This window comes from Dinoroseobacter sp. S76 (genome assembly GCF_049801095.1).
GTDB lineage: Bacteria > Pseudomonadota > Alphaproteobacteria > Rhodobacterales > Rhodobacteraceae > Dinoroseobacter.
In genome coordinates this window covers 194,342-218,877 of sequence record NZ_JBNAGH010000002.1, presented here as the reverse complement: position 1 = coordinate 218,877, position 24,536 = coordinate 194,342, and the positions used below count along the sequence as shown (strand labels likewise).

Below are 24,536 nucleotides of genomic sequence, written 5' to 3'. Positions count from 1 at the left end.
CGTAAACCGAGCCAGCAGGCTGTCTCGGCCATTCGGCTTCGATCCCTTGCGCATCATCTGACAGCCCTCGCGGGCTGACCTCTTCCTTTTCGTTTCGAGGGCCTGCGGCCCCGTCCTCCGTCAAGACCAAGCCCTTCGCTATGGCTTCGGGCGAAAGCCATGGCCCGTGGCTCGGCTGCGCCTGCGCCCGCACCTCTTCCATGGTTTTCGGTCTGGACGGCCGTCCCCCCGCTCATTGGCGCGGGCCTAGTCCGGTTGCATGCGCAACCGACTACCCAAGAAAGGGGACGAAGATGAAAACCGATATTTATGAAAGGGTTACCAACAAGATCATTGCCGACCTTGAGCAAAGCGAGCTGACATGGCTGAAGCCATGGAGCGCGGGCAACATGGAAGGCAAAATCACCAAGCCGCTCCGCCATAACGGCATGCCCTATAGCGGCATCAATATCCTGATGCTTTGGGGTGCGAGCATCGAGGCAGGCTTTCTGTCTCCTTACTGGATGACCTTCAAACAGGCGAAAGAACTAGGCGCGCATGTTCGCAAGGGCGAGCGCGGTAATCTGGTCGTCTATGCGAACACGATCACCAAAACGGAAGAGCAGGACGATGGCAGCGAGGAGGAGCGCAAAATCCCCTTCATGAAGGGATACAGCGTCTTCAATGTCGAGCAGATCGAGGGCTTGCCCGAGCACTACTACACCAAGCCGAAAGCGATCATCGACCCCGCGCGCCGCATTGAGCACGCTGAAGAGTTTTTTGCGAGCACGGGCGCGGACATTCGCCACGGCGGCAACTCTGCCCATTACAGCGGCGGCAGTGATCATGTGCAGATGCCGTGCTTTGAAACCTTCAGGAGTCCCGAGGCTTACTATGCGACTTTGGCGCACGAACTGACCCACTGGACCAAACACCCCAAGCGTCTTGACCGCGAATTCGGGCGCAAGCGGTGGGGCGATGAAGGCTATGCGCGCGAAGAGCTTGTCGCCGAACTTGGCGCAGCATTTTTGTGCGCTGATCTTGAACTCGCGCCCGAACCGCGTGCCGATCATGCGGCCTACATCCAGAGCTGGCTCAAGGTTCTTCAAAACGACAAGCGGGCGATATTCAGCGCCGCCGCCCATGCCCAGCGTGCCGCCGATTTTCTGCACGGGCTTCAGCCTATCGTCGAAGAAGTGAGCAACGTTGCGTGATCATCGGGAAAAATTCGCGGCTGGCCTTCAGGCCAGCCGCGTTGATGGCCTCATAGACCTGGCGGGCGGACCGCCAGTTCGGCCTCGATATTGTGCAGCGATGCAAGAGCATTGCTGCGTTCAATCGATCCGCGAGGAGCGGAAGCATAGGCGTTGAAAGCCTCGCGTAAGAGGGCATGCAGTTCGGCTGTGCTGCGCGATGCTGCATCGAAGCGTGTGATGAGTCTCATCGTCACCTCCTGTTGATTGTAAGGAGGCCCCGAACCGTTCAGGGCCTTTCGGCCCTCGCACACATCATCCATGGCCCAGTGAAGGCGCTGATGGATCGGGGTAACGCACTAGAAATCAATCGGACGGAGGCGCTGAGGAACGCGTGAATAAGCATTCGGTGCCGGCAGTTAGCGCAGCATGAACGGACCTTTGCCCGCGCACGGCTTGCAGCAATTCGCCTTTCCCCTGACCGAACGCGGATCGCGCATCAATATCCTGCCCGCACCAATTCGGCGGAGGCCTCACCCGTGTTGGACATGACGCGGCGATCCTTTGCCTTCGGTCTCATCGGGGGGCGTTAGCAAGCCAACCCGAACAAAGGAGATCAATCATGGCACGCAACAACACCCAAACCGCGCAAGAGCGCACACGCGAGTTCCGCGCACCCGAGTTTCTGGCGTGGCACGTCACTCAGAAAGGCGACAAATCCTTCTGGAATAAAGTTGGCGCAGCCTGGATGCACAAGGACGCTAAAGGCTACACACTACAGCTCGAATCCCTGCCTGTCGGCGGTCGGATCGTCTTGCGCGAGCCGCTGGAAGACACGGCTTCACCTGCAAACGACGCGGGGCGCTCATGAGCGCCCCAGTCACCAGTCAAATCGACTGGCGTGGTGTCGCGATAAGCATCAGCTATCACCGACACCAGTGGTCGGAGTTCGACCACATCGAAGTCAACGTTATCGGCGATGGGATAATACCCATCACCGAGACAGGCTATCGCTCGCACTATCTGCACAGCGATGTCACGGACGAATATGGCGGTGCCGTCGCTTATGTTCTCGCATGGCTTGAGCACGAAGCGCAGACCCCGCAATGGAAGAAGCGCGAAGAAGCCGCGCGTCAGCTTTCATTGTTCTAGCGATTTCTATCGGTCGAGATCAGGACCGTCATAGGACGGTCCTTCTCTTTTTTGCTCGCGCAGTTTGCGCAAGCGATCTTGCGCCGACGTGGTGGAACGTGTCTGACGCTCGGGCTTGCGCTCTTTGAGCTTGTCGAAACGAGGACGTTCCGGCTGCTTTTTCGGTTCGGCTCGCAGCGTATCCAAACGCTCGAAGGCGGTCTTTGCCTTGGGCTCTTCACCACGACGCATCAGGCGATAGTTGGCAGCATCGTGATGCAGGGCGCGCAAGGCTTGCGCATGTTTGGTACGCGCGGCGTTGATTTCCTTTTGCAGCTCACCGCGCTCGCGCAGTTGCGCGTTGATTGTCATTTGCCGCTGATCCTGATCGCGGCGCAGCGCCCACATCACTTCAAGTTGGTTCTGCTTTTCGAGCTGAGCCCGCTTGCCTGTCAGACGATCCCATAGGCCCATCATGCCTTTGCGGAAGCGATCCGCTCTTGTGCGGGCTTCTGCTTCAAACCGCGCCTTCTGGCCTGCGTCCAGTTTGGCGCGTTCCGCGGCATGCGCCTTTGCCATTTCCATGCGGCGCGCATTCAGTTGATCGAGTTCGGCACGGGCGGACGCGCGTGCTTCATCGACATGCGACTTGATGCGCGGGAGAATATCTTTAGCAATGCGCTTGCGGGTCTCCTCAACGCTTCTCAATGCGTCGGTCTTTCCAAGACGGGCGTGCAGCTCTTTCGATTTCTTGCCCGTCGCCCGTGAGATCGAAATGACTTCACCTTCGAAGGTGACAGCAACATGGCCGCGCCGATCCCCGCGCGCCAAATAGAAGCCGCGTTCTTCAAGAGCGTGCGCGAAGGTGCGCGCTGAGTCCGAGGTCGCCCAGGCTTCCTGTATCAGTTCTTTCAATTCGCCCGCATGGCGTCCGATCCGCTTGGCCTGCTGCCATTCATCAAGCGAGAAGTTGCGGGGATCGCGGTCCTTCGGATCGATCAGGCCGCGCGGCATCTGCCAGCCGTTCTCAAGATAGAGCTGGCGCGAGACCTCCCGCAGCTTGTTCTTGTAGAACGACATTGGCTTGGCGGTCATTTTCTCGGGGTCGATTCGGCTCCATACCGCATGACAGTGCCGCCGACCTTCCTTCTCGTGGAAAACAACGACGCGCGGCTGGCCTGTCAGGCCGTTTTTCTCTTCGATGGCTTCCAGTGCTTTTTCGAAGGTTCGAACGTGGACACGCTCGTTCTCGGGCGGATTCAGAGACACCGAAAACATGAACTGTCGGCACTTTGTGCCTTTTGCGATGGCTTCGGCTTCGCGGAGCGCGCCAACGACATCATCGGACATGAAGCCGCGAATATCGTGCAGCTCGACATGCTCGTTTTCTTCGGTCTTGAGGAGATGCAGCCCGAGCTGCTTTGCGCCGCTTCGTTGTGATCCTTTCAGGATCATGACGGCTCCACATCGGTACGATGGCCGAGCGCGCGAAGAAGCTCCCGCCGCATCAGCGCCACGTCGGCGCATGCACGCCGAATGTCGCGTTCCGTATCGGGGAGAACGGGAAGCGTACCGAGATTTGCCATCTTGGCGAGCTGGTTCAGATTATTGGCGATCCTCGATTGGCCAAGCATGGCCAGTACCTGCGCCAGCTTCTGCTCATCCTTGATCGGGCGGCGAGAACGAGCCCGTGCACGTTTCTTCTTGAGCCCCTGACCGTCGAAGACCTTGCGGCGGATATACGCCCCAAGCGGCATGTCGCCAGCCAGCTCTTCAAGCCTAGCGCGTTCTTCAAAAGTCAGTCTGAGGGAAAAGGGAGGTGTCTTTGTCGTCATCGCGCCACCCCGCAAATGTCCCGTTCGGGGGCATTTGCAGGGATTTGGATTGCGCTAAGCACCTGATTCCATTGGGCGAGAATATCGAACAGGGTGTTCGAACTTTCTCCTCCTAGGTGCGCCATTTCCTACTGGTCTAGCCGTTTCAAGCGACCTTCGCCGCGTCGAGGAAACCTCGCCATCCGCCGAAGCGGGTGATGTCTTCCGCGCCTGCGAGACCTGCCGCCTCGACGAGGAAGCCGTGGCTTGTGCGGCCGTCAGCGAGCTCTATCGTGCCGATGGAGAGCGGGCTTGGGATGCCAGCCAAGAAGCTGCCCATCTGGTCAAGAGGCAGAGCCCATAGCTCAAGCGCGATTTCTGTTCCGCCCTTGGTCCGCAACAGGCCCGGTCGCGCTGGGGGACCGCCCGCAAGCGCATAGAGTGTGTAGTCCGGCGAGGTTGTTGTCGCCTCGAGGAAGCGGGCGCCTCGGCTTGTCAGTTCACCGTTCAGGGGAAGACCCGACATATGGGCGCCGCAGACGGCGAGGATGATCTCGTTGCTCTCGACGGCCTGCGGCGCGGCTGCGCGGCGCGCGTTCGTCTCGCCACCCTCCAAGGCGCGGGCGAGCCCGGCGATGGCGCCATCCTGACCCGACGCGGCCAAAAGGGTCACAGAGCCCGGCAGCCCATCGCTCCGCGCGGCGGTCGGCACGGCGATGCCGCACATATCCAGCAAGTTCACGAAATTCGTGTAGGTCCCAAGGTTGGAGTTCGGCGTGACCGGATCGGCCTCCAGATCCGCAAGCGTGTAGAAAGTCGGGATCGTCGGCACGCAGAGCATGTCGATCCCGTCGAGGCTCTCTTCGGCCAGCCGGGAAAGGTCCTTCAGCCGGTAAAGGCCTCGGAACGCGTCCGCGGCGGACAGCCCGGTCGCAGCGCCGATGATCTTGGCGGTGGTCGGGTGCAGGGCGTCCGGATCCTCGGCCATCAGCGCCTCAACCACGGTGTAGCGCTCCGCCACCCAGGCCCCTTCATAAAGCATTTCCGCCACATCATAGAGCGGGGTGAAATCCACCTCCCGGATCTCGGCCCCGAGCGCGCGCAGCTGGTCGAGCGCGGCGTCGAACATCTCTGCCTGTGCAGCATCGTCAAAGAAGATCCGCGTTGCCGCATTGGGCACGCCGACGGTCAAACCCGCAGCGGGCGGGAGGAGGGCGGTGGCAGGCAAGGGTTTCGAATAGGCATCCGCCGCGTCATAGGCGCGGGCCACATCAAAGACTGCATAGGCATCGCTGACCGTCGCTGCAAAGATCGAGATCGTGTCGAGGGTTCGGCAGGCAGGCACAACGCCACTGGCCGAGAGCGCGCCGAGGGAGGGTTTCAGCCCGACGATGTTGTTCAGCGCCGCCGGGGTGCGGCCCGACCCGGCGGTGTCCGTGCCGAGGGAGAACGTCACCAACCCGTGGCCCACGGCAACGCCGGAGCCGCTCGACGAGCCGCCGGGTACCAGGCTCGGGTCGACCGAGTTACGCGGCACGCCGTAGGGGGATCGCACGCCCACGAGACCCGTGGCGAACTGGTCGAGATTGGTCTTCCCGATCACCAGCGCCCCCGCCGCGCGCAGGCGCGCGACCACAAAGGCATCCTTCTCTGGCGTATAGGCATAGGCCGGGCAGGCGGCGGTCGTTGGCACCCCGGCCACATCGATGTTGTCCTTGACCACAAAGGGCACGCCCCAGAGCGGCCGCGTCTCGTCCCGGGCGGGCAGGGCGCGCGCCTCGGCCAGCACGGCCTCCTTGGCGCGCAAATGCAGAAACAGCGCCGGGTCGTCCACCTCGGCAATCCGGCGATAGACTTCCTCGATCACAGCGTCGGGGCTGATCCCATCGGCATAGGCCGTATCCAGCGCGGGCAGGGTGAGCGAGAGCGTATGAAGCATGGGTCGTCCTTACTATTGCAGCCCTTAGGCCGCGTCTTTGGCCGGTGGCTGCGGGGCGGCAGTCACCAGGGCTTTGGTATAGGCGTGGCTGGGCTGAGACATGATCTGCGCGGCGGGGCCCTGGTCGATGACCTCGCCGGATTTCATCACCAACACCTCGTCACAGAGAAGGCGCACCACGTTCAGGTCATGGCTGACGAAAAGGTAGGACATGCCAAGCTGCGCGCGCAGATCCACCAGTAGGTTCAGCACCACCGCCTGGATCGAAACGTCGAGCGCGGCGGTGGGCTCATCGAGGATCAGAAGCTTCGGCTCCAACGCGATCGCCCGGGCAATACCAATCCGCGCCTTTTGCCCACCTGAGAGCTGATGGGGAAACCGGCTGAGCAGGGGCTGCGGTAGGCCGACAAGATGCGCGAGTTCTTCAACCCGCGTCCGGGCCTTGGCCCCACGCAGCCCGGCGATCCGTTTCAGGGGCTCGGCAATGGCCGAAGCGGCGGTGTCGCGAGGGTTCAGGCTGTCCGTGGCGTCCTGAAACACCATCTGGATATCGCGCCGTACGGGGTGGGTGGCGAAGCGCGCCGAGGGTGTGCTGGCGATGTTCTGACCGTCAAACAGGATCTCGCCGCTGGTCGGGTCCTGCAGCCGGACGATCATCTCCGAGGTGGTGGATTTCCCGCTCCCGGATTCGCCCACAAGGCCCACGGATTGCCCGTCCTTGATCGTGAAGGAGATGTCCTTGACCGCCTGCACCGGCCCGGCCTTGCCCGGATAGGTCTTCACGAGGTTGCGCACCTCCAGCAGGGGGCGGTCATGGACCTTGTGGCGCGGCTCGGCTGTGCGGGCCTCGGGCGGCAGCAGTCCGCGGATCGAGGCGCCGAGCCGGGGCGTCGCATCCACCAGTTTGCGCGTATAGGCGTGGCGCGGCGCGGTGAAAAGGCGCTGGGGCGCGCCCTCCTCAACAATCACGCCATCCTTCATCACCACGATCCGGTCGCAATATTGCGAGGCGAGGCCGAGGTCATGGGTGATCAGAATGCCGGTCATGCCCCGGCTGCGCGTCAGATCAGCGACCAGATCCATCACCGCCTTTTGCGTGGTGATGTCGAGCCCGGTGGTCGGCTCATCCGCGATGAGCAATTGCGGGTCGCAGGCCAGCGCAATGGCGATCACCACCCGCTGACACATCCCGCCCGAAAGCTCGAAGGGATAGGCCTCATAGCGCGCCGCGGCATCGTTGATCCGCACCGCCTCCAGCGCGGCGATGGCCTTGGCGCGGGCGTCCTGCCGCGTGGCCTTGGCATGCTGGATCAGCACATCCTCGATCTGATGCCCGACCCGGCGGATCGGGTTCAGGGCCGCGCGCGGGTTCTGAAAGATCATCGAGATTTCGCGCCCGCGAATGTCGCGCATGTCCCGCTCCGAGGCGCGACGCAGATCCATCCCCCCATAGGTGACCTCGCCCGCGCGGATCGACCCGCCCGCATCGAGGATCCGCATCAGCGCATAGGAGGTGACGGATTTGCCCGACCCGCTCTCGCCGACAATGCCCAGGGTCTCGCCCTTGGCCACGTCGAAGGAGATGCCGCGCACAGCCTCCACCTCGCCCTTGCGGGTGCGAAACCCGACCGCCAGATCCTTGATCGACAGCATGGCTCAGGTCCTCTTGCGCGGGTCGACAATATCGCGAAGCCCGTCGCCCAGAAGGTTGAAGGTAAAGACCGCCAGCATCAGCCAGAGCCCGGGGAAGACCGCCAGCCACCACTCACCGGAGACGATGAAATTCGCGCCCTCGGCCACCATGATCCCCCATTCCGGGGTGGGCGGCGTGACCCCAAGCCCGATGAACGAGAGGCCCGCCGCATTCAGGATCGCCCAGCCGAGATTGAGGGAGATCTGCACCATCATCGGCGGCAGGGCGTTGGGAAAGATATGCAGCGACAGCACCCGCAGATCGCTGTTCCCGGCGAGCTTCGCGGCCTGGGCGAAGCCTGCATTGCGGCGGATATTCACTTCGGCGCGCACGAGGCGCGCATAGAAGGGGATGTTGATAATCGCGGTGGCGATGATGATGTTCTCGACCGTGTTTCCGAGGGCCGCGACCACGCCCATGGCCAGCACGAAAAGCGGGAAGGCCATGATCGTGTCGAGAAACCGGTTCAGCACCGCATCAAGCCAGCCGCCCCAATAGCCCGCAACCGCGCCCAGCACCGAGCCGATCACGAAGCTGATCGCGACTGCAGCGACCGAGATCGTCAGGTCGAGCCGCGTGGCCACGATCACCCGGCTGAAGACGTCCCGGCCCAGATTGTCCGTGCCGAACCAGTGATCCCAGCTTGGCGGCTCCAGCGCGCGCGCCGCATTTGTCGTCAACGGGTCATAGGGCACCAGGCTTGGACCCAGCAGGGCGCAGCCGAGGAAGAAGGCCAGCATCCCGAAGGCCAGCAGGGTCACCGGGTTGTCCCGCAGCACATAGGCGATATGCCCCAGCGTGGTGTCGCCCTTGCGGCGGGTCGGGGGCAGGGTGGTGATATCAGCCATCAGGAGAACCCGATCCGCGGATCAATCAGCGCATAGGCGATGTCAATAATCAGGTTGAGCAGCACGAAGAGGAGCGCCATGGCGAGGACAAAACCCTGCACGGCGGCGTAGTCCGACACGACCAGCGCCTCCACCGCGTAGGAGCCGATACCCGGCCAGGCAAAGACCTTCTCCACCAGCACATTCGCGCCCAGGGTGAAGGAGAACACCATGCCCAGGGTCGTGATCACCGGGAGGAGCGCGTTGCGAAATGCATAGCCATAGAGGATCTTGCCGCGCCCCAGCCCGGAAGCGCGCGCGGTGCGGATGAAATCCGCGGAAAGTGCGGAGAGCATCGCCGCCCGGGTCATCCGCGCGATGGGCGCCAGCGTGAAAAGCGCAAGCGTCGCTGCAGGCAGCACGAGCTGTTTCAACGCGCCGACCCAGGTGAACCAGTCGCCCACAAGTGCGGCGTCGATCAGGTAGAATCCGGTCACATGGGGCGGCGAGAGATAGATGAAATCGAGCCGTCCGAGCGGCGCGGGCGAGAGCCCCGTCAGGTAGTAAAACACGTAGATCAGCACGATACCGGTGAAGAAGGTCGGCATTGAGACTCCCGCCGTCACCACCACCCGGCAAAGGTGATCGACCCATGTCCCCGGGCGCGTGGCGGCCAGGATTCCCAGCGGGATCGCAATCGCGCAGGACAGGATCAGCGCCACAAGCGTCAATTCGAGCGAGGCTGGCAGACGTGCAGCGAGGTCGGCGCGTACGGGCTGCCCGGTGGAGATGGCTGTGCCCAGATCTCCGCGCATGAGATCGCCCGCATAGAGGAAAAACTGTTGGATCAGAGGCTTGTCCAGCCCCAAAGCTTCGCGCACCTGGGCGATCGAGGCTGCGTCGGCGGCGGGCCCGGCGAAATAGACCGCCGGATCCCCGGGCAGGGCGCGGGTGAGCAGAAAGGAGATCACCACAACGCCCACCACCACCGGGATCGTCTGGGCCACCCGGCCCAGGATCATTTTTGTGCGGTCGGACATCAGGCTGACGGGGCCGAGAGCGGTCGGATGTCGAGCTGCCGGTGGAACCAGAACTCGTAATCGGTCGCGCCATTCATCGCCACGTTCAGCGCTGGCTGCCAGAGCGGGATGCGCGGCAAATCCTCGAAGGCGATCTCGAACATCCGCTTGATATTGGGCGCATAGGCCGGGTCATCCACGGGGATGTGCAGCGTGTCATCCACCAGTTTCTCGATTTCCTCGTTGAGGTAGTTCGAGGAGTTGAAGAGATGCCCGTTCTTGTAGGCCCAGAAGAAGTAGTAATCCGGCGTGTTCAGCCAGCCGCCGAAATTCTCCAGATGGAGCGGCAGGCGCTTTTCGACCAGAGCCGCCGTGCGCCAGTTCGCGCCGGGGATCTTTTCGATGGTGGCCTTGATGCCGATCTGCCCGAAGGCCTCCTGCAGCAGGAGCGCGGTGGGCTCCATCCAGTCCGCGAGCCCGAGACTGATCGAGAGCGGCACCTCAAAGCCCGAGGCATATCCCGACGCGGCCATCAGCTCCTTGGCCTTGGCCATGTCGGTCATATAGGGCGATTTGCGCGGCCATGCGATATCTGTGATTTCGGCCTCACCGCCCCACATGGGCGCGCCACGACCGTAAGCCGCCGTCTGGAAGATCGCCTCATAGGGGATGGCATAGGCCAGCGCCTTGCGGACATTGGCATCCTGGAACGGCTCGAAGCTGAAATTCGGGCAGAGGCAGTGGATGCAGTTCTCGATCGGGGTTGAGTAGACATCCACTCCGTCCATGGCGTCGAGCTCGGAGGCGTCCTTGTTCGGGATGTTGAAGGACATCTGCACATCGCCGCGCTCGATCAGGGCACGCCTTGTGGCGGGGCTCGGCACTTCGCGGACGATCACGCGCTTGAAGGCGGGCTGGGGGCCGCCAACCCAGGCGTCGTTGCGCTCATAGACGAGCTGCTGACCCTGTTGCCAGGCGGCGACCTTGTAGGCGCCGGACCCCGCGGGGGTCATATGGAGGTATTCCATCGCCCACGGATCTTCTTCGGTGGCATTGGCCTTGGCGACCTCGGCATTGATGATGAAGGGCACCGGCACGGCGAGATCGGGCAGGGTGAGCTTGGAGGGCCGGTCGAGAGTGATCACGAAGGTCTCGTCATCCAGCGCCTCGAACTGCTCGGGCCTCTCCAGCCCGCCCGCGCGCATCTGCACCGAGGGGAAGCCTCCGACGGACACCGCGCGATCAAAGGACCATTTCACATCCGCCGCCGTCACCTTGCGCCCGTCCCAGAAGGTCGCATCGGGCTTGAGCTTGAAGGTCATGGTCAGACCATCATCCGAGATCGTCCAGCTTTCGGCGAGCTCCGGCTCGATCACGTCGTAATCATAGGACAGGCCACCGCCCGGCGCGGGCTTGGTCCCGAAACTCACCAGCCGGTCATAGACATTCACCGCCACCTGATAGGAGGCGCGGTTCGTGCCCGTCCGGTGCAGGTCAAGCGAGTTGATCGTCTGGCCAGTGACGGCCACCAGCACATCGCCCGCTGCCGCCTGGGCCGGGAGGGTTTTCAGGAAGGGGAGCATCGCGGCACCAACCGTGCCGCCGGTCAGCTTCAGAAAGTCTCTGCGGGTCGCAACCATGGGATACCTTTCGGTGAGAGGGGGATCGTTAACGCGGACCGTCGCATTGCGATGCGTTGCGCTCAAATGCTATATACGCACCGCACTGATGCAAAAAATGCAGCGCTTGATGCGAGGTCCCCATGCGGCATTTGCTGATCTACGAGATGATCGAGGCGGTCCACCGCTCGGGTTCGATCCGCAAGGCGGCGGAGGACACGAATATCACGGCCTCCGCCCTGAACCGGCGCATTCAGGCCTTTGAGGAGGAGTTCGGCTCCGAGATCTTCGAGCGGCTCCCCCGGGGCATGCGCCTCAATCCGGCGGGGGAGCTTTTGCTCCACCACATCCGCAGCCAGCGGCAGGATATGGCCCGGGTCTCGTCCCAGGTCGCCGACCTGTCCGGCGTGCGGCGGGGCCATGTGAAGATCGCCTGTTCCCAGGCGTTGCTACCCTATTTCCTGCCGGAGCAGATCTCGCGCTACAGGGCGAATTTCCCGGGCGTGACATTCTCGGTGAATGTGCGCGACCGGATCCAGGCGGAGCGGGATCTGGTGAGTTTCGAAAGCGATCTGGCACTGGTCTTCGAGCCCGCGCATCTGGTGGATTTCGAGATCCTCCATGCGGTGCCCCAGCCGGTCATGGCGGTGATGTCGCGCAGCCATCCTCTGGCGATCCGTCCGGTTCTGCGTCTCAGGGACTGTCTCGAATACGATCTGGTGCTGCCGGGGCCGCAATACGGGGTGCGCGCGCTGCTCGATTTGGCCGCGGCCAAAAGCGGGCAGCAGCTGCGCGCGGTGGTCGAGACGGAATCCTTCGAGATGGTGCGCCACTATGCAGGGTTCGCTCAGGCGATCGGGTTTCAGATCCCCGTGGGGCTCAGTTCCATCGCGCGCCCGGAAATGGCCTTTATCCCGATCTCCGACAAGGATGTGGCGGGGGGGGAGCTGCTGCTGGGGCATTTGCGCGGGCGCACCTTGCCCGTCGCCGCCCTGAAATTCGCGCGCCAGATCGCGACCGCGCTTGGCTAGGGGCTAGTCCCCGCGCGGGTAGCGGCGGTCGCCTTCGAGATCGTTGAGGTCCAGATGGTTGCGCATGTAGCGTTCCGACGCCTTCTGCAGCGGTTGGAAATCCCATGGGAAGTAGCCGCCCTGCCGCAAGGCGTCATACACCACCAGACGCCGCGCCTGACTTTCCCGGACTGCCGCATCGAAGACGGCGAGATCCCAGCGCGCCTCGGACTTCGTCCGCAGGCTGTTGCGCGTGCCCTGATGGGCCGGATCCTCGGCCAGATTGCGTAGCTCATGGGGATCCGCCTCCAGATCAAAGAGCTGGTCGGGATCGAGTGCGCAGCGCGTGTACTTCCACTTGCCGTAACGCAGGGCGACCATGGGCGCGTAAGAGGCCTCCGCCGCGTATTCAATGGCCACGGGCGCGGTCCGATCGCCCCCCTGACCGAGCGGCAGGAGGCTTTCGCCCTGGATCCAAGGGGCAATCTCGGTCAGATCGACCCCCGCCAGATCACAAAGCGTCGGACAGACATCGATGGTGGAGACCGGCGCCGTCACGCAACCCGGTGCCATGCCGGGGGCGGAGATCATCAAGGGGACCCGGGCCGAGCCCTCAAAGAAGGACATCTTGAACCACAGCCCCCGCGCGCCCAGCATATCGCCGTGATCGGACACGAAGAGGACAATCGCCTCCTGCTCCATATCCTCCAGCGTGCGGAGGATCTCGCCAATCTTATCGTCGAGATAGCTCAGATTGGCGAAGTAAGCGCGGCGGGCCCGGCGGACATCCTCCTCGGTGATGTCGTAGTTGCGCCAGTCATTGGCGTCGAAGACCCGCTGGGAATGGGGGTCGTGATCCGCGTAATCCATGGCCGGAACCTCCGGCAGCAGATGCTCGCAATCCTCATAGAGATCCCAGTATTTGCGCCGCGCCACATAGGGGTCATGGGGGTGGGTGAAGCTCACGGTCAGGCACCAGGGGCGCCCGTCTTTGCTGCGCGCATAGTCCTGGATCTTGCGGGTCGCGTGAAAAGCAACTTCGTCGTCATATTCAAGCTGATTGGTGATCTCGGCCACGCCCGCGCCGGTGACCGAGCTCATATTATGATACCACCAGTCGATCCGCTCACCCGGCTTGCGATAATCGGGGGTCCAGCCGAAATCCGGCGGATAAATATCCGTGGTCAGACGCTCCTCATAGCCGTGGAGCTGATCGGGGCCGACGAAATGCATCTTGCCGCTCAGGCAGGTCTGATACCCCGCCCGGCGCAGATGGTGCGCGAAGGTTGGCACGGCGGAGGGGAACTCGGCCGCATTGTCATAGACCCCCGTGGCCGAGGGCAATTGCCCGGACATGAAGGCCGCCCGGCCCGGCGCGCAAAGTGGCGAGCCCGTATAGGCATTGGCGAACCGGGTGGAGCGCGCCGCCAGCGCCTTGAGGTTGGGCAGGTGCAGCCACTCCGCCGGACCGTCCGGGAAGAGCGTCCCGTTGAGCTGGTCCACCATCAGGATCAGGATGTTCGGCTGCGGGGCGTCGGCGGACATGGGCGGCTCCTTGGGGCTCAGCGTTGGCAGGTCTGCCAGTTCGGGTTGATCCAGGGTTCAGCGTTTTCCGGGGGCAGGGGCGCGCGCCCGAGGATGTGGTCGGCGGCCTTCTCGCCCACCATGGTCGAGGGCGCGTTGAGATTGCCATTGGGCACTCGCGGGAAGATCGAGCTGTCGGCGAGGCGCAGCCCCTCCACCCCGATCACCCGGCATTCTGGGTCGACCACGGCCATGGGATCGTCGCGCCGCCCCATCCGGGCCGTGCCGCAGGGGTGATAGGCGCTCTCCACATGCTCGCGAATGAAGGCGTTCAGATCCTCATCCGATTGCACATCCACGCCGGGCTGGATCTCATGCTTCGTGAAAGGCTTGAAGGCGTCCTGGGCAAAGATCTCGCGCGTCAGACGGATGCAGCGCCGGAAATCCTCCCAATCCTGATCGGTGCTCATGTAGTTGAAGAGGATCTTCGGGGCGTCCGTCGGGTCCGCCGAGCGCAGAGTGACCTCCCCGCGCGAGGGGGAGCGCATGGGCCCCACATGGGCCTGAAACCCGTGCCCCTCGGCCGCCGCTTGCCCGTCATAGCGCACGGCGATGGGCAGGAAGTGATACTGGATATCCGGGTATTCAACCCCCGGTTGGCTACGGATAAAGGCGCAGCTTTCAAACTGGTTCGAGGCGCCCGGCCCCGAGCGGGTGAAGAGCCAGCGTGCCCCCACATAGGCTTTGCCCAAGAGGTTCCAGTAGGAATAGAGGCTCACCGGCTGGCTCGCCGCCATCTGCAGATAGAGTTCCAGATGGTCTTGCAGGTTCTGGCCGACGCCCGCCCGATCCGCGATGAGCGGGATGCCGTGTTTCGCCAGATGGGAGGCCGGGCCGATCCCCGACAGCATCAGGAGCTTGGGTGAATTGAAGGCCGACGCCGCAAGGATCACCTCCTCGCGGGCGCGGATCGTCTCGATCTTGTCGCCGCGCGCGATCTCGACCCCTGTGGCGCGACCATTCTGGATGGTGATCTTGCGCGCCAGACCCCGGATCAGGTCGCAATTCTCGCGCTTCAGAGCCGGGCGCAGATAGGCATTGGCCCCGGACCAGCGTTGTCCCTTGTGGACGGTCATGTCGAAGGGGCTGAAGCCTTCCTGCTGCTGGCCGTTGTAATCCGCGCTGACCGGATAACCGGCCTCGCGCCCAGCCTCAATGAAGGCGCGGGTCAGGGGGTTCGACAGGCTCCCGCGCTGCACATGCAGAGGCCCGTCCTTGCCGCGCCAGCCCGGATCGCCGCCATGGCCGCGGGCATCCCAAGCCTCCATCCGTTTGTAATAGGGCAGCACATCCGCATAGCCCCAGCCATCCGCGCCACTGTCGCGCCAATGGTCAAAATCCTTCGCATGGCCGCGCACATAGACCATCCCGTTGATCGAGGAGGATCCGCCGATCACCTTGCCCCGCGGCGCGGCCAGCCGCCGCCCGCCCAGATGGGGCTCCGGCTCGGTCTGGTAGCCCCAATCGTAGCGCGGCATGTTCATGGGATAGCTCAGCGCGCCGGGCATCTGGATCAGCGGCCCCGCATCGGTCCCGCCATGCTCGATCACCAGAACCGAGCGCCCGGCCTCGGCCAGCCGGTAGGCCATGGCGCAGCCCGCGCTGCCGGCGCCCACGATGACGTAATCGGCTTCCATCAATAGGGCGCCTCCACATCGCCCATGCGGACATAGACGGATTTGAGCTGCGAATAATGCTCGATCGCGGCCTTGGCGTTCTCGCGGCCCACACCGGATTGCTTGGCCCCGCCAAAGGGCATCTCCACCGGCGCGTCATTATAGGAGTTGATGAAGCAGGTCCCGGCTTCGAGCCTCGCAATCATCCGGTGCGCGCGGGAGATATCGCGGGTAAAGACCCCGGCCGAGAGGCCAAACTCCGTCGCGTTAGCCCGCGCCAGCACCTCGGCCTCGTCGTCGAAATCAAGTACGGCCATGACAGGGCCAAAGATCTCTTCCCGGGCGATGGTCATCCCGTCGGTGACATCGGCGAAGACCGTGGGCGGCAGGAAGAAACCCGGACGGTCCTCCGGCGAGCCGCCACAGACCAGTCGCGCACCTTCGGCTTCGCCCTTGGCAATATAGCCCAGCACGATCTCGCGCTGCGCGGCGCTGACCATGGGGCCGAAATTTACCTCCGGGTCTTGCGGGTCGCCCATCACCACGCCCTTGAGGCGTTCATTGAGGCGGGCGAGAAACGCCTCCTTGATGCCACGCTGGACGAAGACGCGCGTCCCGTTGGAGCAGATCTGCCCGGAGGAGTAGAAATTCCCGAGGATTGCACCGCCCACGGCGTTGTCGAGATCCGCATCGTCAAAGATGATCAGGGGCGACTTGCCGCCCAGCTCCATGGTGACATGGCGGATCCCCTCGGCGGCAGCGGCATAGACCTTGCGTCCCGTGGGCACCGAGCCCGTCAGGGTGACCTTGTCCACGCGCGGGTCCGAGACCAGCGCCGCGCCGGTCGCACCCGCGCCATTGACCACGTTGAAAACACCCGGGGGTAGCCCGGCTTTCACCAGGATCTCTGCGATCTTCAGGGCGCAGAGCGGTGTGGTTTCCGACGGTTTGAAGACCAGCGCATTGCCGCAGGCCAGGGCAGGGGCCGCTTTCCAGCAGGCGATCTGGGTTGGGTAGTTCCACGCCCCGATCCCGACACAGAGCCCGAGGGGCTCGCGCCGCGTATAGGCCCAGTCATGCCCGAGCTGGATATGCTCACCCGTCAGGCTTCCTGCGAGGCCGCCGAAATACTCCAGCGCATCGGCCCCACTGGTGGCATCGGCCACGCTGGTCTCCTGGATCGGCTTGCCGGTGTCATAGGTCTCCAGCACGCTGAGCGCGTCGTTCCGCGCCCGGATGAGATCCGCGGCCCGGCGCAGCACGCGCCCGCGCTCGCTCCCGGTCAGGGCCGCCCATTCGGCCTGCGCGGCCTTGGCGGAGGCCAGGGCCTGTTCGATGATCGCAGGTGTCGCCGCATGGACGCGCCCGATCACCGCGCCTGTAGCGGGGTAGATCACGTCGATGGGCGTGCCCTCGGTATCCTCCACATAGGCGCCATTGATGAAATGGCTGGCGGTGGGCTGGGTGTCGTAACTCATTTTGGGTCTCCGAGCATGGACTCGACAACGGACAGGACGATTTCGGACCCTTCGGTCGAGAGCTGCTGCCCATCGAAGGCTGCGCGCAGGTAGATGCCGTCGATCGTGGCGGCGGTGGCCTCGGCCACGCGCACAGGATCCTCGGTCAGGGGGCGCAGGGCGTGCACAAGGTTCGAATGCAGCCGCTTTTGGTAGAGCCGCAAAAGCCGCGCGGCCTCGGGCGAGGACTGGGCCTGCGCATAGAAGAACATCCAGGCATTGACCGTCGGCTGGGTGAAACAGCTTTGGGCGAAATTGGCCACGATGATCGCGGTGAGACGTGCGCGCGGGCTTTGCGCCTCTGCCAGCGCGTTGCACACCTCGCGGTGATATTCCTGCAGGATATGGCGCATGGCGGCCAGAAACATCTGGTCCTTCTTGCCGAAGTAATGATGGGCCAGAGCGCTCGACATGCCCGCCCGGGCCGCGATCCGGCTCACCGGCACGTCCAGAGAGCCAGAGGCGCCGATCTCGTCGATGATCGCCTGCACCAATGCCTCGCGGCGGATCGGTTCCATTCCCAGTTTCGGCACGCGCGCCTCTTTCCCGTTCTGCGGAGTTTTTTTGTTGACTGACTGATCAAGAACCCCTCTTTATTGATTAGTCAATCAAGAAAAACACCCTGGGAGATCCCGCATCATGAAACTCGCCTCCGCCATTTCGGCGCTCGCCCTTTGCAGCGCCATGCCCGCCTTTGCCGCCTGCAGCTCCGTGAGCTTCTCGGATGTGGGCTGGACCGATATCACCGCGACCACGGCGGCCACGACGGAGCTGCTCGAAGTGCTCGGCTATGACACCGAGATCAAGGTTCTCTCGGTCCCGGTGACCTACACGGCCATGGCCGAGGGTGATATCGATGTGTTCCTCGGCAACTGGATGCCGACGATGGAGGGCGATATCGCGCCTTACCGCGAGGCGGGCACCGTCGACACCGTGCGCGAGAACCTCGATGGCGCGAAGTATACGCTGGCGGTGAATGACGCGGCCATGGCCCTCGGGATCAAGGACTTCGCGGATATCGCGGCCCATGAGGACGCGCTGGACGGCAAGATCTATGGCATCGAGCCCGGTAATGACGGCAACCGCCTGATCCAGTCCATGATTGACGCGAACGCCTTTGGCCTTGAGGAGTTCGAAGTGGTCGAAAGCTCCGAGCAGGGGATGCTGGCGCAGGTGGCGCGCGAGACCCGGGGCGGCGATCCGATCGTCTTCCTCGGCTGGGAGCCGCACCCGATGAATGCCAATTTCGAGATGGGTTACCTGACCGGGGGCGATGACTTTTTCGGTCCGAATCTGGGCGGGGCGACGGTCTATACCAACACCCGCGCAGGCTATGTCGCCGAATGCCCGAATGTGGGAGCGCTGCTTGGTAACCTGAAATTCTCGCTGGCCATGGAGAACGAGATCATGGGCGCGATCCTCAATGACGGAGAGGATCCGGCAGATGCGGCCATGGACTGGATGAAGGCCAACCCGGACATGGTGCTGAGCTGGCTTGACGGTGTGACCACGGCCGATGGCGGGGATGCCATGGCTGCGGTGAAAGCCGCGCTGGGTCTCTGACCACTGCGCAGGGGCGCCGCGCAGTGCGTGACGCCCCAAAAGCGGGCCCAAAGCTGGTCTAGTGCGGGCCAGGACAAGCAAGAGCGAGGGACAGGGTGGACTGGCTGACGGAAACGAAGATCCCGGTGGGCAAGACGGCGCAAGTGGTCTTCGACTGGCTCCAGGTGACGGCCGCGCCGGTCTTTGACTGGATCTCGGATGTGATGGAAGGTCTGATCGACGGGATGCTCTGGGTCTTCCAGACCCCGCACCCCCTGATCGTCATCGCGGCCTTCGCGGCCATCGCCTGGTATCTGCAGCGCTCGCGCGCGACCACGGCGATGGTGGTGCTCGGCTTTCTGTTCATCCTCAATCAAGGTTACTGGGAGGAGACGACCGAGAGCCTGACGCTCGTGCTGGCCTCCTGCCTCGTCTGTATGGTGATCGGGGTCCCGATCGGGATTGCCGCCGCCCATCGACCCTGGCTTTACCGGGCGATGCGGCCCTTGCTCGACCTGATGCAGACCCTTCCGACCTTCGTCTATCTCATTCCGGCGATTATCTTTTTCGGGATCGGCATGGTGCCGGGCCTGATCGCGACGGTGATCTTCGTGGTCCCGGCGCCGATCCGACTGACCCATCTGGGTGTCTCCTCAACCCCCGCGCCGCTCTTGGAGGCCGCGCGCGCCTTCGGCGCCACCCCGCGGCAGGTGCTGTGGAAGGTGGAGCTGCCCTATGCGTTGCCGCAGATCATGACCGGGCTCAATCAGACGATCATGCTGTCGCTGTCCATGGTGGTGATCGCCGCCCTTGTGGGGGCCGACGGGCTGGGCGTGCCCGTGGTGCGCGCGCTCAATCAGGTGAACACGGCCCTCGGCTTTGAGAGCGGCTTCGTGATCGTGGTCGTCGCGATCCTTCTGGACCGCGTGCTGCGGGTGGAACGCAAATGACCGACACAGCCGTTTCCTTCGACAATGTCTCGATCGTCTTCGGGGCCGAGCCGAAATCCGCCCTGCCGCTGATGGATGCGGGGCAGGACCGGGCCGAGATCCAGCGCGAGACCGGGCAGGTGCTCGGCGTTCATAACTGCGCGCTGGAGGTGAAATCGGGTGAGATCCTCGTGCTCATGGGGCTTTCGGGCTCGGGCAAATCCACGCTCTTGCGGGCGGTGAACGGGCTCAACCCGGTGGTGCGCGGGGCGGTCCATGTGAATGACGGCGCGGGCATGGTCGATGTCACCCATGCGGATGACGCGACCCTGCGGCGGCTGCGGGCCCAGCATGTGGCCATGGTGTTCCAGCAGTTTGGCCTGCTGCCTTGGCGGAGCGTGCGGGAGAATGTCGGGCTGGGGCTTGAGCTTGCCGGGATCTCCGCCGCCGAGCGCGCGCCGCGCGTGGATGCGCAGCTGGCGCTGGTGGGGCTGTCGGACTGGGCCGAGCGCAAGGTCGAGGAGCTGTCGGGCGGGATGCAGCAGCGGGTGGGCCTCGCGCGGGCCTTTGTCACCGAGGCGCCGATCCTGCTCATGGATGAGCCTTTCTCGGCGCTCGATCCGCTGATCCGCACGAAGCTGCAGGACGAGCTCCTTGAGCTGCAACAGAAGCTTCAACGCACCATCATCTTTGTCAGTCATGACCTCGACGAGGCCTTCAAGATCGGCAATCGCATTGCCATCATGGAGGGCGGTCGGATCGTGCAATGCGGCACCCCGCAGGAGATTTTCTCAAACCCGGCAACGGATTACGTGGCGGAGTTCGTGGCGCATATGAACCCGCTCGGCGTGCTCTGCGCCCGTGACGTGATGCAGCCGAGCACCGGGGAACACAGCGTGCAGGTGTCTCCGGATGCGGATATCCGGGCGGTGATGGAGGCGGCGCGAGGGTCCGACACCCCCACAAGCGTGGTCGAGAATGGCGCAGTGGTGGGGGAGATCACCAGCGCGTCGATCCTCGGCAAACTGCTTGATCCGCGCAGTTGATCCGCGCAACTGGTCCGCTATCCCTTTTGCGCAGCGGATTTTGAGAAAAGATGGGGCTCGTCATCGGCCCGCCCGCGGCAATGGGCGGTCGTAGGTTCTCGTCGCGTTTCATGGGCGCCCTGCCAATGAAAGCTCCGGCACAGGTCTTCGTGCCTGGCCAGGATCCGATGCGGTTCCGCAAGCGCTGCTCCTGCACCAAAGCCTTTGGACGCGCCTGTGAAGGAACCTGTGCACCGGTGTCTGCACCCGACCCGAAGCCCGCAGTCCCGAGCCTAACTTGACGTATGGGAAAGGTGCGACACATCGTGCAGGCTTCGCTTGACGGGCTTTGTGAATTGGGCTCATTCTTTTGGCATAAGCACAAGTATCCAACGGGAGTAGTCATGAAACAGTATATGACGGCAGCGGTTGTCGCGGCCGCCACAGCCATTGGTGGTGGCGTCGCCTCTGCGCAAGAATCCTTTATCTCCATCGGCACGGGCGGTGTGACGGGCGTTTACTACCCGACGGGCGGTGCGATCTGCCGTCTGGTGAACCGTGGCCGCAAGGAGCATGGGATCCGCTGCGGTGTGGAATCGACCGGTGGGTCGGTGTTCAACATCAACGCGATCCGCGGCGGCGAGCTCGAGTTCGGCGTGGCTCAGTCCGACTGGCAGTTCCACGCGTTCAACGGCACGTCCCGCTTCGAGGAGCAGGGCCCGTTCGAAGGCCTGCGCGCGATCTTCTCTGTCCACCCGGAGCCCTTCACGGTTGTGGCCCGCGCCGATGCGGGCATCTCGACCTTCGAGGATCTCAAGGGCAAGCGCGTGAATGTGGGCAACCCGGGCTCCGGTCAGCGCGGCACGATGGAAGTGCTCATGGGCGCCATGGGCTGGACCATGGATGACTTCACTGTCGCATCCGAGCTGCAGGCCGCAGAGCAGTCCCAGGCGCTTTGCGACAACAATATCGACGCGATGATCTACACCGTGGGTCACCCCTCGGGCTCCATCCAGGAGGCGACCACCGCCTGTGACAGCGTGCTCGTGACCGTGGCCAATGACGCGGTGGATCAGCTGGTCGCTGACAACCCGTTCTATCGCACGGCCACCATTCCTGGCGGCATGTATCGCGGCTCGGACGCGGATGTCATGACCTTCGGTGTGGGCGCGACCTTTGTCAGCTCCACGGATGTGCCGGATGAAGTCGCCTATGAGGTCGTCAAGGCGGTCTTCGAGAACATCGACCAGTTCCGCGGCTTGCACCCGGCCTTTGCCAATCTCGACCCGCAGCAGATGGCGACCGCTGGTCTCTCCGCGCCGCTGCACCCGGGTGCCGAGAAGTATTTCAAGGAAGCCGGCCTGATCGACTAAGTCAGTCCGTTTCAAGATTGGTTGCTCCGGGTCGCTGACCCGGGGCGCCCCTTTTCAGTCCCCGATTTTTATGAGGCCGCACGATGGCAGAGAAACCCCCGCAGTCCGAGTCCGGCCGCCAGTTCACCGATGAGGAACTGCAGGATCTCGTCGCCTCCACCGATAGCGGTGCCCGTAACCCGACAAATCGCAATGTCGCGCTCCTGATCGCGGGGCTGGCGCTGGTCTGGTCGCTGTTCCAGCTCTGGATCGCGCAGCCGCAGCTCTGGTTTGCGGAATACGTCAAGGTGCTGAACTCGTCCCAGACACGGCCCTTGCACCTGACCTTTGCCATCGTTCTGGCGTTTCTGGCCTATCCGGCCTTCAAGAGCTCGCCCCGAGACCGCATCCCGATCTTTGACTGGGTGCTGATCGTCGTCGGGGGCTTTTGCTCGTTTTATATCTTCTGGGCGGCGGACACGCTGGCCCTGACGGCGCGCTCGGGTCTGCCGACACAGACGCAGATCATCATCGGCGCGATCGGTCTTCTGACCTTGCTGGAGGCCAGCCGTCGTGCGCTCGGTCCGGCGCTGACCATCGTCGGATCGCTCTTTCTGCTCTACGCCTATATGGGGCAGGGCTGGCTGATCCCGAACCTGATCGAGCATGAGGGGCTGTCCTTTACCGCCCTGATGAACGCGCAATGGCTGGACACGGCGGGGGTCTTCGGCATCCCGCTCGGGGTCTCCACGGCCTTCGTGTTCCTCTTCGTGCTCTTTGGCTCGCTGCTCGATAAGGCGGGCGCGGGGAACTATTTCATCAAGCTCGCCTTCGCGGGGCTCGGGCATCTGCGCGGTGGCCCGGCCAAGGCGGCCGTGGTCGGCTCGGCCATGACCGGTCTGATCTCCGGCTCGTCCATCGCGAATGTGGTGACCACGGGCACCTTCACCATCCCGCTGATGAAGCGGGTGGGCTTTTCCGCCGAACAGGCCGGGTCGGTCGAGGTGGCGTCCTCGGTGAACGGGCAGATCATGCCGCCCGTGATGGGGGCTGCGGCCTTCCTCATGGTGGAGTTCATCGGGATTTCTTACGTCGAGGTGATCAAGCACGCCTTTATCCCGGCGGTGATTTCCTACATCGCGCTTGTCTATATCGTGCATCTCGAAGCTCTGAAAAAGGACATGCCGGCGCTCGGCGAGGCCAAGAGCTTTGTCGGGATGATCGTCAAGTTCTTCGTGGGCTTTGCCATTGCAGGCGTTGCCTTCACCGTCCTGATCTACGCGGTCGGCGCGCTGAAGGCCGTCGCCCCGGCGCTGACCGGGCCGCTCATGGCGGTGGTTCTGCTGGCGGTCTATGTCTGGCTCGTGGCGATTGCGTCGCGTCGCCCGGACCTGGAGGTCGATGACCCCAACGCCACCGAGATCAAGCTTCCCGAGGTGAAGGACGTCTACGCCACGGGTCTGCATTATGTGCTGCCCATCGTGGTGCTCGTGTGGTTCCTCATGGTGGAGCGTCAGAGCCCGGCGAAGTCGGCCTTCTACGCGACCTCGCTGATGATTTTCATCATCCTCACCCAGCGCCCGCTCAAGGCGATGTTCCGCGGGCTCGCGGATCAGGCCTCGGCCGAGTTCAAGGGCGGGTTCCAGGATCTGATCGACGGTCTGATCGCGGGCGCGCGGAACATGATCGGGATCGGTGTCGCCACGGCGGCGGCGGGCATCATCGTGGCCACGGTCACCAAGACGCCTATCGGGACCGAGCTTGCCGGGCTGGTCGAGCAGCTCTCCGGCGGGGTGCTGATCATCATGCTGATCCTCGTGGGGCTCTTCTCGCTCATCCTCGGGATGGGGCTGCCGACCACGGCGAACTACATCGTGGTCTCGTCGCTCATGGCCTCGGTCGTGGTCTCGCTCGGCGCGCAGGAAGGGCTGATCGTTCCGCTGATCGCGGCGCATCTCTTCGTGTTCTATTTCGGGATCATGGCGGATGTGACGCCACCGGTGGGGCTTGCGAGTTTCGCGGCCGCGGCGGTCTCGGGCGGGGATCCGATCAAGACCGGGTTCACGGCCTTCTTCTACAGCCTGCGGACCGTGGCGCTGCCCTTCCTCTTCATCTTCAACCCGACGCTGATCCTCTTCGGGGTCGATCTGGGCACCTGGCAGGGGGTGGTGCAGGCCATCGGGGTCTTTATCGTGGCGACCTTTGCCATGCTGCTCTTCGCGGCGGCGACCCAGGGCTATTTCCTCGCCAAGTCGAAGATCCATGAAAGCCTGGCGCTGCTGCTCGTGGCCTTCACGCTCTTTGTGCCGAATGTCTGGCTCAACATGGTGCAGCCGCCCTTCCGCGATGCACCGCCGGCGGAGTTCGAGCAGGTGGTCGAGGCCGCCCAATCGGGTGACGCGCTCAGGCTGTTGATCCGGGGGCCGGATTTCAACACCGGGGAGGTCGCCGAGACGACCCTTCTGATGGAGATTGGCGATGGCTCGCTGGCCGAGCGGATCAACGCCTCCGGCCTGCTTCTGATCCCAGAGGGCGAGACCGTGCGCCTGGACGAGCCGTCCTTTGGCACGGAGACCGCCGAGATCCTCGCGGATTTCGACTTCTACGCGGATGAGCCCGTGGAGATCGCCTCGATCCAGGTGCCCCAGCGGCAGCTGCCCGAGCAGGTCTTCTACATTCCGGCGCTCCTGCTTCTGGGGGGCGTGATCGCCCTGCAGCGGCGGCGTCAGACCAAGCCGGCCTTTTGA

General features: G+C 63.6%; 21 protein-coding genes. 9 read left to right on the top strand and 12 right to left on the bottom strand.

The features are described from left to right. Window positions 1-293 precede the first annotated feature (293 nt). Complete coding sequence (locus ACP153_RS06840; RefSeq protein WP_424970234.1) at window positions 294-1,193, top strand: ArdC family protein; 900 nt, start codon at window positions 294-296, stop codon at window positions 1,191-1,193. A gap of 50 nt (window positions 1,194-1,243) precedes the next feature. Here the strand turns inward: ACP153_RS06840 and ACP153_RS06835 are convergent, their stop codons facing one another. Continuing rightward, complete coding sequence (locus tag ACP153_RS06835; protein ID WP_424970233.1) at window positions 1,244-1,423, bottom strand: hypothetical protein; 180 nt, start codon at window positions 1,421-1,423, stop codon at window positions 1,244-1,246. A gap of 371 nt (window positions 1,424-1,794) precedes the next feature. Between ACP153_RS06835 and ACP153_RS06830 the strand changes: the two genes are divergently transcribed. Both ACP153_RS06830 and ACP153_RS06825 read left to right on the top strand, forming a co-directional pair. Further along, a complete protein-coding gene (locus ACP153_RS06830; protein ID WP_283644618.1) occupies window positions 1,795-2,043 on the top strand; it encodes a hypothetical protein in 249 nt (82 codons plus the stop codon). Then, window positions 2,040-2,324 carry a hypothetical protein gene (locus tag ACP153_RS06825; RefSeq protein ID WP_424970232.1) on the top strand — a complete coding sequence of 95 codons (285 nt, stop codon included), beginning with the start codon at window positions 2,040-2,042 and terminating at the stop codon, window positions 2,322-2,324. Before ACP153_RS06830 ends, ACP153_RS06825 begins: the two co-directional genes overlap by 4 nt. A gap of 6 nt (window positions 2,325-2,330) precedes the next feature. Here the strand turns inward: ACP153_RS06825 and ACP153_RS06820 are convergent, their stop codons facing one another. The 7 genes from ACP153_RS06820 to ACP153_RS06790 form a co-directional block, all read right to left on the bottom strand. Then, window positions 2,331-3,758 carry a relaxase/mobilization nuclease domain-containing protein gene (locus tag ACP153_RS06820; RefSeq protein WP_424970231.1) on the bottom strand — a complete coding sequence of 476 codons (1,428 nt, stop codon included), beginning with the start codon at window positions 3,756-3,758 and terminating at the stop codon, window positions 2,331-2,333. After that, window positions 3,755-4,138 carry a plasmid mobilization relaxosome protein MobC gene (gene mobC, locus ACP153_RS06815; RefSeq protein ID WP_293948682.1) on the bottom strand — a complete coding sequence of 128 codons (384 nt, stop codon included), beginning with the start codon at window positions 4,136-4,138 and terminating at the stop codon, window positions 3,755-3,757. Before mobC ends, ACP153_RS06820 begins: the two co-directional genes overlap by 4 nt. A 145-nt stretch (window positions 4,139-4,283) precedes the next feature. After that, window positions 4,284-6,056: an allophanate hydrolase gene (gene atzF / locus ACP153_RS06810; RefSeq protein WP_424970229.1), complete on the bottom strand. Its 1,773-nt coding sequence runs from the start codon at window positions 6,054-6,056 to the stop codon at window positions 4,284-4,286. A 24-nt stretch (window positions 6,057-6,080) separates the two neighbouring features. Further along, a complete protein-coding gene (locus tag ACP153_RS06805) occupies window positions 6,081-7,709 on the bottom strand; it encodes a dipeptide ABC transporter ATP-binding protein (protein WP_424970228.1) in 1,629 nt (542 codons plus the stop codon). Between the two features lie 3 nt (window positions 7,710-7,712). Next, window positions 7,713-8,597 (bottom strand): ABC transporter permease, encoded by an 885-nt coding sequence (locus ACP153_RS06800; protein ID WP_424970227.1) that lies wholly within the window; start codon window positions 8,595-8,597, stop codon window positions 7,713-7,715. Beyond that, window positions 8,597-9,616, bottom strand: a complete 1,020-nt coding sequence (locus tag ACP153_RS06795; protein ID WP_424970226.1) for an ABC transporter permease — start codon at window positions 9,614-9,616, stop codon at window positions 8,597-8,599. The genes ACP153_RS06800 and ACP153_RS06795 overlap by 1 nt, the downstream gene beginning before the upstream one ends. Continuing rightward, window positions 9,616-11,235 (bottom strand): ABC transporter substrate-binding protein, encoded by a 1,620-nt coding sequence (locus ACP153_RS06790; protein ID WP_424970225.1) that lies wholly within the window; start codon window positions 11,233-11,235, stop codon window positions 9,616-9,618. The genes ACP153_RS06795 and ACP153_RS06790 overlap by 1 nt, the downstream gene beginning before the upstream one ends. Before the next feature lie 122 nt (window positions 11,236-11,357). Between ACP153_RS06790 and ACP153_RS06785 the strand changes: the two genes are divergently transcribed. Next, on the top strand, window positions 11,358-12,245 hold the full coding sequence (locus ACP153_RS06785; RefSeq protein ID WP_424970224.1) for a LysR family transcriptional regulator: 888 nt from the start codon (window positions 11,358-11,360) through the stop codon (window positions 12,243-12,245). A 3-nt stretch (window positions 12,246-12,248) separates the two neighbouring features. Here ACP153_RS06785 and betC read toward each other — a convergent pair whose 3' ends face one another. The 4 genes from betC to betI are packed head-to-tail and all read right to left on the bottom strand — an operon-like array spanning window position 12,249 to window position 17,474. Next, window positions 12,249-13,769: a choline-sulfatase gene (gene betC / locus ACP153_RS06780; protein WP_424970223.1), complete on the bottom strand. Its 1,521-nt coding sequence runs from the start codon at window positions 13,767-13,769 to the stop codon at window positions 12,249-12,251. Window positions 13,770-13,786: 17 nt separating this feature from the next. Beyond that, window positions 13,787-15,445, bottom strand: a complete 1,659-nt coding sequence (gene betA, locus ACP153_RS06775) for a choline dehydrogenase (RefSeq protein ID WP_424970222.1) — start codon at window positions 15,443-15,445, stop codon at window positions 13,787-13,789. After that, window positions 15,445-16,902, bottom strand: coding sequence for a betaine-aldehyde dehydrogenase (gene betB, locus ACP153_RS06770; RefSeq protein ID WP_424970221.1), 1,458 nt, complete (start codon window positions 16,900-16,902; stop codon window positions 15,445-15,447). The genes betA and betB overlap by 1 nt, the downstream gene beginning before the upstream one ends. Continuing rightward, window positions 16,899-17,474, bottom strand: coding sequence for a choline-binding transcriptional repressor BetI (gene betI, locus ACP153_RS06765; RefSeq protein ID WP_424970220.1), 576 nt, complete (start codon window positions 17,472-17,474; stop codon window positions 16,899-16,901). Before betI ends, betB begins: the two co-directional genes overlap by 4 nt. Window positions 17,475-17,580: 106 nt before the next feature. Here betI and choX point away from each other — a divergent pair, with 106 nt between their 5' ends. The 5 genes from choX to ACP153_RS06740 all read left to right on the top strand — a co-directional run bounded on the left by choX (window position 17,581) and on the right by ACP153_RS06740 (window position 24,536). Further along, on the top strand, window positions 17,581-18,504 hold the full coding sequence (choX, locus tag ACP153_RS06760; RefSeq protein WP_424970219.1) for a choline ABC transporter substrate-binding protein: 924 nt from the start codon (window positions 17,581-17,583) through the stop codon (window positions 18,502-18,504). A gap of 95 nt (window positions 18,505-18,599) precedes the next feature. Further along, window positions 18,600-19,433, top strand: a complete 834-nt coding sequence (gene choW, locus ACP153_RS06755; protein WP_424970218.1) for a choline ABC transporter permease subunit — start codon at window positions 18,600-18,602, stop codon at window positions 19,431-19,433. Then, the gene (gene choV, locus ACP153_RS06750; RefSeq protein ID WP_424970217.1) at window positions 19,430-20,458 is read left to right on the top strand and encodes a choline ABC transporter ATP-binding protein; all 1,029 of its coding nucleotides are present in this window, start codon (window positions 19,430-19,432) and stop codon (window positions 20,456-20,458) included. The genes choW and choV overlap by 4 nt, the downstream gene beginning before the upstream one ends. Window positions 20,459-20,841: 383 nt before the next feature. Then, window positions 20,842-21,810 (top strand): TAXI family TRAP transporter solute-binding subunit, encoded by a 969-nt coding sequence (locus ACP153_RS06745; RefSeq protein ID WP_424970216.1) that lies wholly within the window; start codon window positions 20,842-20,844, stop codon window positions 21,808-21,810. 83 nt (window positions 21,811-21,893) lie between these two features. Beyond that, window positions 21,894-24,536, top strand: coding sequence for a TRAP transporter permease (locus ACP153_RS06740; protein ID WP_424970215.1), 2,643 nt, complete (start codon window positions 21,894-21,896; stop codon window positions 24,534-24,536).